Origin of the sequence: Achromobacter spanius (genome assembly GCF_003994415.1) — a bacterium.
GTDB lineage: Bacteria > Pseudomonadota > Gammaproteobacteria > Burkholderiales > Burkholderiaceae_B > Achromobacter > Achromobacter spanius_C.
In genome coordinates, this window is record NZ_CP034689.1 from 4,584,257 (window position 1) to 4,598,514 (window position 14,258).

The window sequence follows — 14,258 nt, forward strand, 5'->3', positions numbered from 1 at the left end:
CGAATGTACTAATTAAACAAGTACCATCGCACTTGTTTCCACAAATACAATTGCAATATGCAAACCTTCTCAGACCGCGTACGCGCCCGCCGGGTTGAGCTCGGCCTGTCCCAGGTTGAGCTGGCCAAGAAAGCCGGCCTGTCCCAATCAACCGTGGCTCAAATCGAGCGAGGGCGGAATTCGCGCTCCGCGCACATCCTTAACCTAGCGGAAGCTTTGAAGGTGCACCCCCGCTGGTTGGAGGGTGGCGAGGGACCGAAGGACGGTGCCGATGATGGCGTTGCCGATTTGGCAGTCCAACGCCATGAGCCGTGGCCCTTTCCCGAGATTCCAGAAGACGAAGTTCGCGCGCTGGCACCGGCGCAACTCAACGCGTTGCAGGGCGCCATCGCGCTAGCAATTGCGCAACTGAAACTCGGCATTAACGTATCTCCGAAACCAGCACCTTCCAAATTGCCGCCCCCGGCCAGAGGCTCACTGGTGGATATGGACAACGCCGATGACCCATTTCCTATGCGTATCGGAGGATCGGCCGCGGCGCCATGGGAAGGCGGTAAGACCACGTTCCAGTTCGAGCGCGAAGCTCGCGCCGGAACGGGTTTGCTTAGCGGCCTCGTTGCAAACGTTGGCCCGGGCGAGCCTCATGCCGCGAACGACAAGTTCGAGAAAGTGCCTGAGTTAGGGGACGTGCGCCTGGCAGCGGGAGACGGCATTGAGAACCACGCAGAAGATCAGACCGGCGTCGTACATTTCCGCCGTTCGTTCCTACGATCAGTGGGGGCGGACAACGGACGCGGGCGCGTCGTGTACGCCAGAGGCGACAGCATGGATCCCGATATCAAGGACGGCTGGGCCCTCTTGGTTGTCCCGAGCGATAACCTGACACCACGTGACCTCGTGCCGGGCGCGATCTACGCCATCAACTACGACGGCAAGATGCTGGTGAAGATGGTCGCCCGGGATGAGCTCACGGGACGCTGGGTCGCACGGTCCAAGAATAGCCGGTATCAGGACGTGCCCCTCCAGGGCGAAGGCTCCGTCCGGATCCTTGGCCGAGTGGTATGGGCCGGCGGCTTGTTGCCGGTTGCTGATAGCGGGCGATGGGTGCATGTGAAGTAACTCGTTCCCCGCGAACAAAAGAGGCCACCTTTGGGTGGCCTTTTTTTTGAGTACAAAAACACTTGCATTCAATAAGTACATTTGCAATACTGCGAACGTGCTAGTGCATTTGCAGCACAAAAACAAAGACCCCGTCCGATTCGCAGTCGGCGGGGCCTTAGAAGCACAGCGATTCGCAGTCGCTGCACTCAACCTGGACAGCCGTAGGAGGCCAATATGTCCAAGCAAAGTATCCGCCCGCAAGGCGCGGAGGGGATTTCTCATGCTCGCACGTTACAAAACCCAAATACGCTTGTCAAGCACAATCGCTTGATTAGGGGCGCGCCCACCATTGACCTCGGGCTAGCTTCAATCTATTTGGACTGCATGCTCGAGCAGAAGGAGCGCACGCGTGCCCTTCTGAGTGTTATTCAGGATCTGGTTCAGCGTATGGACAATCCCGATCTGTCCACCCTCGTCAGCTTGGCTGCTGACTTGAATGAAGACCACGAGCGTTGGTACGAACTGCGGGAGTGCCTCGGCCTCGCAGAAGCGAAGGAAAGTGGAGGTGTGGCATGAAGACCACTCTCAAACTTTCCCACGAGCAGTATCGGGAATTTGCCGACCTGTGCAAGGTTGAGGCCGGACAGGGGCTAGAAGTCTCCACGTTCGCGGAAATGCATAACAGCTGGGGCCTCAGTGGCGGCATGGCCTGGGAACTGATCTCAGACGTTCGCACGAACGAAGTCTCCTTTGACCACCACGTCGGTCGCATTACCCTGGCCGAAAGCATTGATGTTGCCGATTTCCGACGCGCCGGACGTTCTCGCCCGGAACTGGACTGGTCCGTACTGAGCGATGAGGAGATTTACCCGTTCGTCGTATGGCACGAAATTGGCCACCGCCGCGACAACTTCAACATGCTGGACGCCGCACTCTTTGACCGGGAAGGCTTTGGCGCCCTGTGCTACATAAACGAGGTACTGGCGGACCGCTTCGCCTGGTCTCGGATCCGGCCCGGCGAGTCTCTCCCCATGACGCGTGTGGGGAAGACGGATCAAGCCCACATCGCCGAGCAGCTAGACCGAATCAGCAAGCGTCACGTCCGCGCGCGCTATGCGGTGCGCCCCCTCGCCGCCGGTCAGTACGTGAACATATCCCCACGCATGCTGGAAAGCCGGCACCTAGCCGCGTACCTGGGGCCCGACGTACACCCCGAGCTCCTTGCTCACTACATATGGAAGCGTGCCAACCGGCTGGACTACAGCACACCGGCGCCCGTCCCGAAAGCCGCTGCTCGGGCTCATGCCCGCGCGGTCTTGAATCCTCGTGCGGTGGAAGGTGCAGCATGACGCCGGCCCAAAAGTCTCTCGTCACGGCCGGCGGAATCCTGGCCCTCCTACAGAAAGTCAGCACTGACATAGACCATATGAGCGCCCTGCTGGTCGCTATCCAAGATCGCGCCGCCGACGAACCTGGAACGGATCTTGGTCTGCATTTTGAAACCCTCGCCCGCATTGGCGTAGACATTGCGGAGCGGAACGGAGATCTCTTGTGCGACACCATGTGCATTCTGCGAGACGTGATCGCACTGGGAGAGGGCCATGCATAAGCCCCGCAACCAAACCGAGCAATTGGCCGCTGCGGTGCGCGGCCGCGCGCTGTACGTTCGCCTCTATGACAAGGCCACTGCGGAGCTATCTCAGCTGAAGGCCGAGGCGGCAGCGATGCGCGAGCGTTGTGCCACCCTCGCAAGTGCGTTGGAGATCACCACCAGCATCCTTGAAGCCTCGGCCGACAACCAATTGAAGGCGAGCGCCATGGCAGCGCGCACATTGCTGAACACTGCGGGCCGCGCCCCCAACAAGGAGACCCACCAATGAAGAAGATCAAGATCTACACGCCCGGCGAAGTCTCTGCGCATATCGAGTTTCTACGCGAGCATGACGCGACCGTTCGTCGCGCTCTGGATTCGTGCGCGGCGAACGGTTCGCCTACGTTCGGCTCGTTGCATTCCGCCACGGCGGATATGCTGGAAGGTCTGCTCACTCAACTCCAGCAGGCTTGGTGCGCGATGAAGGGCGTGACCTATGAGCCGATTTGTGACCTTGCGGACGCGCTTGGAATCAGTGCGGACACCCTTGCCCATTTTCTGATCGGTCTTGGACTCGCCACGGGTACTCCGGATCGTCACACCCCCACTCTGCTGGGCGCCCGACTCAGCACGCCGGACGGCCTTTGGGACTCACGGCTGCATGATGTGATTGCAGCCCAATTGGTCGCATGGGGCACCAAGAACCAGGCCGAGAACGAAGCCATCGAGCGCCTGCGCCGGATCGCGGATGCGGAATCCCGTAACGGAGGTGCGGCATGAAGCAGTCCGAAATGAACCACCTGCGCCAACTTCTCGGATGGGTGATTGCAACGTTCGACGATGCCACGCCGCCATCCGCCGCCGCCGCGAAACTTGAGACTTACGCCGCGCGGTTGTCCTTCGCCATGTCGCTAAGGGGTGTAGGTGTTTCGGCACTTTCAAAGACGACCGGCATGTCTTATCAAGGCGTGAAGAGAGCCACAGAAGGCAGGTCGAAGGCGTTCAGCGCCGCAAATAATTCCAGAGCTGCGCTCGTGCTTGGCATATCTCCTGAATGGCTGGCCACCGGTGAAGGCGATGTCTCCTTGCGCGCCAGCACGATGCCGGCGCACATCCGCGAAGCAGTCAAAGCCCTGGAAAAGTTGCTCTCCGCCCCCGGGCGCGAACCTGGTGTCGAAGGGCCCCGCGCCAGCGTCGCAACCCGCACCAGTATTGGGTTTGACCCTGGTGTCGTCGGTGGGCGCGAGCGACCGCTTTCGGACTTCGCCATGGAGCAAGGTCTGGCCGAGGTCGGCATTACGGTGTGGGGCCCACGGGCGCAAGACTGGGCTGCCGGCGCCGAGTATGCGCTTCGGCTGATGCGCCAGAGCATCACGCCTGCGGCAACGGAGCCGCTCCCGAGCCGCCTTAACGCGGCAGGAGACACCGTAGCGTGCCGCGACATGCAGGCGGCGCCCCCCGCCCCTCGACGGGATGATGCGGGCGGCGTTGACGCGACCTTGCGAGGACCGGAAGAGACGGCGAGCAATGTGCTCATCAAGAAGCTGGCGGCGGATCTCGGGAATCGGGACTGGAAGTGGTGGGACTCCAATTCATTCCGGCGCCTGACGTTCGAAGACGGCCAGGATCGGCGGGACGGCAGCGCGCTGCACGGCACGATGCAGGCCAGGGACGGGCATCCCGACGTGAATATGGCTGCTGGAGTACGTGAGTTCATCGAAGCAGCCAGCCCGTTCGCAGTCGGCAAGCTCTGCAACGCACTTGACGAAAAGGAGCATGATTTGCAGGGCATGCGGGCCGTCCTGACAGACCTTATCAATGAGTGCGAGCGCGCCGATGCCCAGGCGGCCGGCGAAGTGCAGCGCCTCTTCATCCACCCGCACGTTGTGGAGTTTGCGCGCCGGGCGGTGGCCGGCCGCACGGAGGCGTCGTCATGCTAATGTCCCGCTTTTCAAATACCGCCCCGGCCACGCCGTTTCGCTGGCCATTCACATCCTATGGAAGAACCGAAAAAACCGCGCCGCCGCAAGAAAGAGCCGGACACCCTGTATTGCTCGTTCTGCAACAAGTCTCAGCACGAGGTCAGCAAGTTGATTGCGGGGCCAAAGGTGCTGATCTGCGACGAATGCATCGAAATCTGCAACGAGATCATCGTGGAAGAGCAGTACCTGCTCGCGGAACGGAAGGGCACCCTGGCGGCGTACATCGTGGAGCAGCAGGAAGAAGTGGCCGAAATCCAGCAGCGCATACTCAAGGCCGCTCGCGCCCTTGGTGCATCGGTCGCACCTGGCGGCGATACGCGGCACTGACCGTATTGACGTTAGCCTTGGCCGGCTGCTCAAAAGATCCCGTCTCCGTGCCCAGCACGGACAACCAGGGTATCCAGGTTGCCGAATTGTTCACGCATAAGGGCGTGACCGTCTTCCGCTTCTATGACGCCGGCCGCTGGGTCTACTTCACCAGCAAGGCTAGCGACGTGACCGCCACGCATACGGAGCATTGCGGCAAGGGATGCGTGCGAAGTGTGAACGTCGAAACTAGAGGGGGCGAATGGCTCGTGCAGGAGGATCACGATGAACACTGACGTGCGAATCGAGCCCGTGTACGTAGATCTGGCAACCGCCTCGGCGATCACAACGCTGGCAGAGTCCACCATCCAGTCGATGGTCACGCGCGACGAGTTTCCCGCGCCCCGGGAACTCTCCGGACGACGTGTAGGTTATCTGTACGCCGAGATCGTGGAGTGGGCGCGCAGCCGGCCGAAGTCTACGATGCTTCCACCCCTAACACTGGGGCGAAAAAGCGGAAGGCCGACCCCACCCAGGCGGAAGGCGGTTAGCGTCCGCGCGCAGCCAGCTTTTCCAAGTAGTCCGACAAGCGCCGCAACCAAACGCGGCGCTCTTTATCGTAGGAATAGCGGTTGTAATCGCCCTCCACGCCCTCCAGCATGTGACCAAGGATCACCTCGGCCACGTCGCGCGGACATTTCAATGACGCAAGAAATGTGCGCGCGGTGCGACGCAGATCATGGGGGCCCAATGCGTTACGGTCAGCCTGAGCCGTTTCCGCTCGGGTGCGGTGTTGCTGTAGGGCTGCTGGTAATACACACGAGTTTGCACCGACTTCTGCTCCCAATGCCCTGACGCGCCATAGGACGGAAAAAGGTAGCCCTTCGGATACGCCTCCAATCGGCGGCGCACGATTCCCTCTGCACGGCCTACTAAGGGCACCCGGAAATCCGTGGCCTCCACTCGCTTGACGTTCTTGGTCTTTGCCTTCGGGACTGTCCACCACAGGCCGTCAGCCTCCTCGGTAATCTCTCCGGCCTCCATAACCGTGATTTCCGCCCCCGCGCGGCCGTCCATAGATAAAGGGTCAGGATGTCATGTATATCTCGGGAAAAATTAGGCAACCAGCGGATGAGCTCCCCGGCTTCCGCAGGGGACAACACTCTCTTCGTGACGCCCGATTTGACGCCGTTGATCGCTTTGCCATTCGACTTCAGCTTGCCCCTCAAGATGACGCGCCACCAGTTCGGCACTGACTCCGGCAGCTTACCGGCATCGTGGCAGTACTCCCAGGCCGCCCCAAGCTCACGCCGTAGGATCTGCGCCTGAACAGGTATATGGGCGTAGGAATCGATCAGCTCGAATGCCTGGGCCCGAGTGACTGCGGCGGCAGGTGCAGATCCTAGTGCGCCCAGCATGGTCGCGAAAGTTCGTTTGATCTCGGCCTGGCCCTTCGCCGCGCGATTACGCTCGACATGACCGGTCAGATAAATGGTGCAGACATCCGCGACGGACAGTGCGCGCGCGTCCTTCTTGCCTCGCTCCGCAGCCAGTGTCTCGCTCGCGATCGCGCGCGCTTCTTTCGCGCGTTTGGCAAGATCTACGCCAGAGGCTCGTTCCTTGCGCAATGCGTCCCACGCCCCCAGCGCTGCCGGGAAGGAAACCTCGGGCCAGCGACCGATTTTTTTCTGCCGCATTTTGCCGTCAATGGGACTCTTGAACCGATACAGCCATGTCCGCGTCGTCGCGGTTGCGGCAAGGCGCAAGCCAGGGCACCCATCAATGGTAAGGTGTTGCCCTGGCTCAAGAAGCTTGGCGGCGCGCGCATCGAATTGCATAGGTCTGAATCCCCTCTGGCGTAAGTTTTCCCGAGGATGCTAAACGATGCGGCGTAAGTTTTCAAAACGACGCCCCGGAAAGTTACGCCAAACAGGCAAGTGATGATGGGTTTAGACGGGCGTCGTTGGGTCATTCGCCGATCAACAAACAAGGCTCATCACTCTGTAAATGCAAGCAGCACAAGGTAAAACCCACAAAACACCGGGCGGAATCGACGAATCGATCACCGGCCACACCCCCATGATGCAGCAGTACCTCCGCCTGAAAGCGGAGGCTGGCCCCTTGCTGCTCTTCTACCGCATGGGCGACTTCTATGAAATGTTCTACGAAGACGCCGAGCGTGGCGCGCGCCTGCTCAACCTCACGCTGACCAAGCGGGGTTCGTCCAACGGCACGCCCATCCCCATGGCCGGCTTGCCCGTGCACGCCATGGAGCAATACCTGGCGCGGCTGGTCGCCATGGGCGAGTCCATCGCCATCTGCGAACAGATTGGTGACCCGGCTGCATCCAAGGGGCCGGTCGAGCGCCGCATCGTGCGCATCGTCACCCCCGGCACCTTGACCGACGACGCGCTGCTGCCCGCCAAGGCCGACCGCGCGCTGGCTGCCGTGTTCGTGTCCGGCAATGCCCGCGCGCCGCGTGCCGGCCTGGCCTGGCTGAACCTGGCCAGCGGCGAATTCCGCGTCACCGAATGCGCGCCGGCCCAACTGGAATCCGAGCTGCATCGCATTGCGCCCGCCGAGATCGTCTGCGCGGACAACGCCGTCTTTGAATTTCCGTTCGACGGCGCGCGCTCGCGCGTGCCGGACTGGCACTTCGAAAGCGATGGCGCGCGCGCGCATCTGCTGGCGCACTTCAAGACCGACACGCTGGCGGGCTTCGATATCGAAGACATGCCGGCCGGCATCTGCGCCGCCGGCGCCTTGCTGCGCTATGCCGCGCGTACGCAATCGCAGGCGCTGGCGCACGTGCAAAGCCTGTCGGCCGAACGCCCCGGCCAGTACGTGCTGCTGGACCCGGTCACCCGCCGCAACCTGGAACTGACGCAAACACTGTCGGGCGAAGATGCGCCCACGCTGTTTTCACTGCTGGACGGCTGCCGCACGCCCATGGGTAGCCGGCTCTTGCGCCGCTGGCTGCATCACCCCTTGCGCGAAAACGAGCAGGCGCTGGCGCGCCAGCAGGCCATTTCGGCGCTGCTGGCTGGCCGCATGGACGTGGAACAAACCTTTGGGTCGGCCGGCCTGCTGGAAGCGCTGCGCGCCGCGCTCAACGCCTTCCCGGACATTGAACGTATCGCGGCTCGCCTGGCGCTGCGCTCGGTGCGCCCGCGTGAACTGGCCAGCCTGCGCGACGCTCTGCAATCACTGCCCGCGCTGCGCGATCTGGTCGAACCCATGGCGGCGTCGCCACGCCTGGGCGAACTTGTGTCGCACCTGTCCGTTGACCCGGCGCTGGCCGCGCTGCTGGTGCGCGCCATTGCGCCGGAACCCGCCGTGGCCATTCGCGACGGCGGTGTGCTGGCCCCGGGCTTTGATGCCGAACTTGACGAGCTGCGCGGCCTGGCCGCGGACGGCGGCGACTTCCTGGTGCAACTGGAAGCCCGCGAACGCGAGCGCACCGGCATCAGCAACCTGCGCGTGGAATTCAACCGCGTGCATGGTTTCTATATTGAAGTCACCAAGGGCCAGACGGCCAAGGTGCCGGAAGACTACCGCCGCCGCCAGACGCTGAAAAACGCCGAACGCTACATCACGCCCGAGCTCAAGACCTGGGAAGACAAAGTCCTGTCCGCGCAAGACCGTTCGCTGGCGCGCGAGAAATGGCTGTTCGAGCAATTACTGGACGTACTGGCCGAACACGTGCGTCCCTTGTCGGACTGCGCCGCCGCGCTGGCCGAGCTGGACACGCTGGCCGCGTTGGGCGAACACGCGCGCCGCCACGACTGGATCGCGCCTGATCTTTCCGAAAACGCCGACATCGATATCGACGCCGGCCGCCACCCCGTGGTGGAACACGCCATTGAACGATTCACGCCCAATGGCTGCCGGCTGGATCCGGCCCGCCGCATGCTGCTGATCACCGGCCCGAACATGGGCGGTAAATCGACTTACATGCGGCAGGTGGCGCTGATTGTGCTGCTGGCGCGCATTGGCAGCTTCGTGCCGGCCGCGCGTGCCCGCATCGGCAAGATCGACCGCATCTTCACCCGCATCGGCGCCGCCGATGACCTGGCGGGCGGGCGTTCGACCTTCATGATGGAAATGACCGAGGCCGCCGCCATCCTGTCGGCCAGCACGCCCAACAGCCTGGTGCTGATGGACGAAATCGGTCGCGGCACGTCCACCTATGACGGCCTGGCGCTGGCCTGGGCCATCGCCTGCCGTCTGCTGGCGCACAACCGCGCGCTGACGCTATTTGCCACCCACTACTTTGAACTGACGCGCCTGCCGGCCGAACAGCCGGCGTCGGCCAACGTGCATCTGGCGGCGGCGGAATCGGCCGCCGGCATCGTGTTCCTGCATGAAGTGCGCGAAGGCCCGGCCAGCCGCAGCTACGGCATTCAGGTGGCCCAACGCGCCGGCGTGCCGGCGGCGGTCATCCGCCAGGCCACGCGCGAGCTTGAACGGCTGGAGGCGCAAGGCGCCCCCACCCCGCAGTTGGGCTTGTTCTCGGCCGCGGCCGACGCCGATGCGCAAGCCTATGCCCAGGCCGACCGCCACGACGCCATCGAAGCGCTGGACGCGCTGCGCGAAGAGCTTGCCACCATCGACCCCGACAGCCTCACCCCGCGCGAAGCGCTGGACGCCCTCTACCGCCTGAAGAAGCATCTTCAATGAACCTCGACCAACCCTTGCCGCTCTTGGGCAACCAAAGCCCCAACGACTTCATGCGCCGCTACTGGCAGCGCAAGCCGCTGCTGATCCGCCAGGCCATCCCTGGCTTCAAACCGCCACTGGCCATTGCCGCCATCAAGAAGCTGGCGAAGCGCGACGACGTGGAATCGCGCCTGATCTGGCGCGAGAACGGCGAATGGCAAATGGAAAACGGCCCCTTCGCACGACTGCCCAAAGACAACGAAGGCGACTGGACGCTGCTGGTGCAAAGCGTAGACCTGCTCAGCGATGCCGCGTCTGAATTGATGGGCCTGTTCCGCTTCATTCCCGACGCCCGGCTTGATGACGTGATGGTCAGCATTGCCAGCCATGGCGGCGGCGTGGGGCCGCACTTCGACAGCTACGACGTCTTCCTGCTGCAAGCCGCGGGCGAACGCGAATGGCGTTATGGCCGCCAGAAAGACCTGTCGCTGGAACCGGGCCTGCCCTTGAAGATCCTCAGCAACTTCCAGCCCGAGGAAAAGGCGGTGCTGGCGCCGGGCGACATGCTGTACCTGCCGCCGCAGGCGGCGCATGACGGCGTTGCGCTCGGCGACGGCTGCATGACCATCTCAATCGGTTTCCGCGCCCCCACCCAGGCCATTCTGGCGCGAGGCCTGCTTGAAGCCGCGGCCGACCAGGTGATGGCGCGCGTCGGCTTGCTGGGCGGCCCTTATGGCGAACCGGCGCTGCCCGGCCCGAAACTGTCGGCGGTCTACCGCGACCCCGGCCAACCCGCCGTCGACACGCCCGCCGCCTTGCCTGACGCGCTGGTGGCCGCCACGCTGGAAACCGTGGAAAAGCTGCGTTTTGACGATGCGCTGGCGTCGCGCTTCTTGGGCTGCTGGCTGACCGAACCGCATAACCAAAGCGTCTTTGATGCCGCGGACGACATCGACGTAGACCTGGAAGACGCCTGGCCCACCTCGGGCCGCCTGGTGTTGGACCGCCGCAGCCGCATGCTCTATCGCGGCAAACAGCTTTTCATCAACGGCGAAACCGCGATGACGCCAGCGGACGCCGCGCTGCGCACGCTGGCGGACGCCCGCCGCCTGGACTGCGCTGATCCGGCTTGCGCCAAGTTGTCGCCCGAGGCGCGCTCGTGCTTGGCGGACTGGTTGGATTCCGGCTGGATTCACTACGTGCCGGCGTAGTATCCCGACACGCCGGCGTATCGGATTCGAACAGAACGCAATCAGATCCATGCCCCGGGACACATAAGGAAAGAGATAACACCAAGCTGAAAGGTTTGTTGCCGTTCGGATGCGACCTTTTTAACTTTCACACGCGCTGCGGCGCCGGACTCCTGTAGCCTGAGTTCTGGTTTCCCCTAATGGGGGTTTCAAGAGTCGTCATCTACAGGAGTCCAAAAATGATGAGCAAAACCTTGATTATTGCCTCGGTGCTGGCCGTTGCGCTCAGCGCTTGCAACAAGAAGGAAGATGCCGCGGCGCCCGCGACCACTCCGGGGGCAAGCACGCCCGCCCCCACGACCACGCCGCCTGCCACCCCGGCTCCCGCGCCCGGCACCACTCCTGGCGGCGGCTCGACCACCCCGGGCGGCTCGACCACGCCCGCGTCTTAATAAAAACAGAGACGAACCCCCGCTCTGAAGACGCAAGAAAACCTCGGCAAGTAAATTGCCGGGGTTTTTTTGCGTCTGAATTCGGCCTACGCAAATGAAAAAGGCCCCCGATCCGAAGATCGGGGGCCTTGGCGTTTCCAAACCGGCACACAGGCGCCGGCTTGACGCGATTTACATCTTGTCCTTCAGAACGCTCAGCAAGCGCTGGGCCGTGGCGCTGTTGTCGCGCGTGCCGTTGGCGTCCAGCACCGTCACCGTGGTCTGTTCACCGGCGCCAGCCAGGTGGATGCGGTACTGCGGTGCTTCGGCCTTCTTGTCGCCCGAGAACAGGCGGCTGAAGAAGCCGGGCTGCTCGTTCTGCTCGCCCGTGTCGGTGTCGACGTAACGCACGAAGTAATCACCGGTCGAGCGATCGCGGTCATCCACCGCAAAACCGCCACCGTCCAGGGCCACGCCAACACGGCGCCAGGCGCGGTCAAACGATTCGGCGACCAGCAAAGAGGTGCCTTGCGTACGAACGTCTTCCTGCACGGCGGGCTTCTGCGGCGAGGCTTCCGCCTGCTGCACCAGCTTGCGGGCGTTGTCTACGTCCGAACCCAGGTAGACCATCATGCGAGCAAGCATGGCGGCGTTCAGGCCCGGGTCTTCCTGACCGTTCTGCCATTGCACTTGGCCGCCATCGGCGCCAACGCGCTTTTCAAGCATCTGGCGATGGCTGACGTACACCTCGGTGTGACCATCGACGCGCTCGACGCGAGTGCGGAATTTCTCGCGCTCGCCGCTGTCCCAAGCGGATTCCAGCACGGCGCCCAAGGCTTGGCGCAGCCAGCTTTCCGGAATCTTGGCGCGGTTTTCCGCCCAGTCGGTTTCAATCAGGCCGGCGGCCGGGTTGTTGCTGGCAACGGTAAAGCCGTTTTCGGTCCAGAAGTCGACCAAGCGCGGAAAGATCTCTTCCGGCGGCCGTTCAACCACCAGCCAGCGCAGATCGCCGTCGCGCTCGACCCGCATGTCTTGCCGGCCCGGCAGCACGTTGCTGGTTTTCGGGGCGGTGGCTTGCGCCTGGCCCTGCTGTTGGAACTGCGAGTACGTCGTCGAGCCCGATGCGGGCGCGCGATAACGCGGGTCGCTATTGGCCTGGGTCAGATCCGGCGGGATGCTCAGAGGCTCTCCACGCTGGGTGACGGCGCTCTTGTAGTCGACAGATTCTTCATTGCCCAGGAATTGATTGACCTCGCTGCAGCCGGCCAACAACACCAGAGACATCAATGCCGACAAACCGGCATGACGTTTGTTCATACGTATCCTCACGATATTTAGAGCAGACCCGTTTCCTGGAGCGCGCGACGCACGACTTCGTGGTTCTGCGTACCCAGTTCAACCAGCGGGAGCCGGTAGCCCAGTGCGCTGCGGCCCATTTCGGCCAACGCCCACTTGACGGGATGGGATTGGCTTCAACGAACAAAGCCTTGTTCAGACGGGCCAGATAGGCATTAAGTTCACGCACCTTCGGCACGTCGCCCGCCAGCGCGGCGGCACAGAGGTCGCGCATGAGCTTGGGGCCACGTTGGCGGTCACGGAGATATTGCCGCGCGCGCCCAGCAGGATCAGGGCGGCGGCGGTGGGGTCATCGCCACTGAAAACCTGAAACTCAGCAGGCGCTTCACGCAACAGCAGGCCGCCGCGGGCGATGTCGCCGGTGGCGTCCTTGATGCCGATGATGCCGGGCACCTGCGCCAGGCGCAGAACCGTTTCATTGGACATGTCGGCCACGGTGCGACCCGGCACGTTGTACAGAATGGTGGGCAGGTCAACGGCTTCCGCGATGGTGCGGAAGTGGCGGTACAGGCCTTCTTGCGACGGCTTGTTGTAATAGGGAACGACCGACAGCCCGGCCTGCGCGCCCACGGCCTTCGCGTGGTTGGCCAGATGGATAGCTTCGTCGGTGGAGTTGGCGCCCACGCCGGCGATGACCGGGATGCGGCCCGCGGCATGTTCCACTGCAACGCGGATCAGTTCCGCGTGTTCTTCCATGGAAACCGTGGGCGATTCCCCGGTGGTGCCCACCACCACGAGCGCGTCGGTTCCTTCCTGGACGTGCCAGTCGATCAATGACCGGTAGGCAGCGAAATCCAAGCTGCCGTCGGGCAGCATGGGAGTGACCAGGGCCACCAAGCTGCCCTGGAAATTAACGCCTGCGGCGGGTGCAGGGGATGCCATAAATGTAGGGCTCCAACGCCCCACGGCAGGATGCCCCGGGGCCAGAATCAGTGAAACCGCTGAGTTTAACGGATATTGGATGAAATCCTACAGAAACCACTGAACGATAGTCGTTCCAAGGTCATACATCGGGCTCATCAAAAGCCAGAGCACATCGGTGACCAGCAACACGATCACGATCACCAGGCCATACGGTTCGATTTTTGAATATTGCCAGGCCAGGCGGTTGGGCAGCAGGCTGAACAGGATGCGTCCCCCGTCCAGCGGCAGAATCGGCAGCAGATTAAGCGCCATCAATATCAGGTTGATGTTCACGCCCGCCACGCCCATCTGGAACCAGAAGGATTCCTGCATGCCGGATTCCAGCATCAGGCGCAGTGAAAACGCCCACATGATCGCCATGACCAGATTCGCGGCCGGTCCCGCCAGAGCCACCCACAGCATGTCGCGCTTGGGCCGGCGCAAACGCCCGAAATCCACCGGCACCGGCTTGGCCCAGCCGAACAGCATGCCCGGGCTTCCCAATAGCTTGGACGCCAGCAGAATGGCCATTGGCACAAGCAGCGTGCCGACCGGGTCGATATGCCGCACCGGATTCAGGCTGATGCGGCCCGCCTCATAAGCCGTGGGATCGCCAAACATGCGCGCCACGTAACCGTGAGCGGCTTCGTGCAGCGTGATGGCGAAAATGACCGGGATCGCGTAGACGGCAATGGTTTGAATGAGGTCGTTCATGGCGAACCGGATAGTAGATGAGCCG

The 14,258-nt window shown here is 62.8% G+C and carries 13 protein-coding genes and 3 pseudogenes; 11 read left to right on the forward strand and 5 right to left on the reverse strand.

Translation table 11 applies throughout. The annotated features are described in order from the left end of the window. Positions 1-57 precede the first annotated feature (57 nt). The 3 genes from ELS24_RS20915 (at position 58) to ELS24_RS20925 (ending at position 2,450) form a co-directional block, all read left to right on the forward strand. Positions 58-1,119, forward strand: a complete 1,062-nt coding sequence (locus ELS24_RS20915) for an XRE family transcriptional regulator (protein ID WP_127185242.1) — start codon at positions 58-60, stop codon at positions 1,117-1,119. Between the two features lie 216 nt (positions 1,120-1,335). Continuing rightward, complete coding sequence (locus ELS24_RS20920; RefSeq protein ID WP_127185243.1) at positions 1,336-1,677, forward strand: hypothetical protein; 342 nt, start codon at positions 1,336-1,338, stop codon at positions 1,675-1,677. Then, complete coding sequence (locus ELS24_RS20925; protein ID WP_127185244.1) at positions 1,674-2,450, forward strand: hypothetical protein; 777 nt, start codon at positions 1,674-1,676, stop codon at positions 2,448-2,450. The genes ELS24_RS20920 and ELS24_RS20925 overlap by 4 nt, the downstream gene beginning before the upstream one ends. 47 nt (positions 2,451-2,497) lie before the next feature. On the opposite strand, the gene ELS24_RS20930 is transcribed toward ELS24_RS20925, so the two are convergent. Beyond that, positions 2,498-2,704 carry a hypothetical protein gene (locus ELS24_RS20930; protein ID WP_127185245.1) on the reverse strand — a complete coding sequence of 69 codons (207 nt, stop codon included), beginning with the start codon at positions 2,702-2,704 and terminating at the stop codon, positions 2,498-2,500. On the opposite strand from ELS24_RS20930, the gene ELS24_RS20935 reads away from it, so the two are divergent. The 5 genes and pseudogenes from ELS24_RS20935 (at position 2,703) to ELS24_RS30975 (ending at position 5,276) form a co-directional block, all read left to right on the forward strand. Continuing rightward, entirely contained in the window at positions 2,703-2,981 is a 279-nt protein-coding gene (locus ELS24_RS20935) for a hypothetical protein (protein ID WP_127185246.1), read from the forward strand. The two genes, ELS24_RS20930 and ELS24_RS20935, sit on opposite strands and share 2 nt — an antisense overlap. Next, positions 2,978-3,472, forward strand: a complete 495-nt coding sequence (locus ELS24_RS20940; protein WP_127185247.1) for a hypothetical protein — start codon at positions 2,978-2,980, stop codon at positions 3,470-3,472. Before ELS24_RS20935 ends, ELS24_RS20940 begins: the two co-directional genes overlap by 4 nt. Next, positions 3,469-4,632 carry a hypothetical protein gene (locus ELS24_RS20945; RefSeq protein WP_127185248.1) on the forward strand — a complete coding sequence of 388 codons (1,164 nt, stop codon included), beginning with the start codon at positions 3,469-3,471 and terminating at the stop codon, positions 4,630-4,632. Before ELS24_RS20940 ends, ELS24_RS20945 begins: the two co-directional genes overlap by 4 nt. 57 nt (positions 4,633-4,689) lie before the next feature. Next, positions 4,690-4,854 (forward strand): annotated as a pseudogene (locus ELS24_RS31370) (ClpX C4-type zinc finger protein); the annotation flags it as partial. A 194-nt stretch (positions 4,855-5,048) separates the two neighbouring features. Beyond that, complete coding sequence (locus tag ELS24_RS30975) at positions 5,049-5,276, forward strand: DUF4884 domain-containing protein (RefSeq protein WP_164741278.1); 228 nt, start codon at positions 5,049-5,051, stop codon at positions 5,274-5,276. A 251-nt stretch (positions 5,277-5,527) separates the two neighbouring features. Here the strand turns inward: ELS24_RS30975 and ELS24_RS20965 are convergent. Then, a pseudogene (locus ELS24_RS20965) lies at positions 5,528-6,818 on the reverse strand (tyrosine-type recombinase/integrase). Between the two features lie 169 nt (positions 6,819-6,987). Here ELS24_RS20965 and mutS point away from each other — a divergent pair. The 3 genes from mutS (at position 6,988) to ELS24_RS20980 (ending at position 11,281) form a co-directional block, all read left to right on the forward strand. Continuing rightward, the gene (gene mutS, locus ELS24_RS20970) at positions 6,988-9,660 is read left to right on the forward strand and encodes a DNA mismatch repair protein MutS (protein ID WP_428839656.1); all 2,673 of its coding nucleotides are present in this window, start codon (positions 6,988-6,990) and stop codon (positions 9,658-9,660) included. Then, on the forward strand, positions 9,657-10,850 hold the full coding sequence (locus ELS24_RS20975) for a cupin domain-containing protein (protein ID WP_127185251.1): 1,194 nt from the start codon (positions 9,657-9,659) through the stop codon (positions 10,848-10,850). The genes mutS and ELS24_RS20975 overlap by 4 nt, the downstream gene beginning before the upstream one ends. 218 nt (positions 10,851-11,068) lie before the next feature. Further along, complete coding sequence (locus ELS24_RS20980; RefSeq protein ID WP_083447553.1) at positions 11,069-11,281, forward strand: endopeptidase; 213 nt, start codon at positions 11,069-11,071, stop codon at positions 11,279-11,281. Positions 11,282-11,452: 171 nt separating this feature from the next. Here ELS24_RS20980 and bamC read toward each other — a convergent pair whose 3' ends face one another. From bamC to ELS24_RS20995, 3 genes and pseudogenes are all read right to left on the reverse strand, one after another. Beyond that, positions 11,453-12,577 carry an outer membrane protein assembly factor BamC gene (gene bamC / locus ELS24_RS20985; protein WP_050449862.1) on the reverse strand — a complete coding sequence of 375 codons (1,125 nt, stop codon included), beginning with the start codon at positions 12,575-12,577 and terminating at the stop codon, positions 11,453-11,455. A gap of 17 nt (positions 12,578-12,594) precedes the next feature. Continuing rightward, positions 12,595-13,498, reverse strand: a pseudogene (dapA, locus tag ELS24_RS20990) (4-hydroxy-tetrahydrodipicolinate synthase). An 87-nt stretch (positions 13,499-13,585) separates the two neighbouring features. Further along, positions 13,586-14,233 (reverse strand): site-2 protease family protein, encoded by a 648-nt coding sequence (locus ELS24_RS20995; RefSeq protein ID WP_050449860.1) that lies wholly within the window; start codon positions 14,231-14,233, stop codon positions 13,586-13,588. Positions 14,234-14,258: the final 25 nt, after the last annotated feature.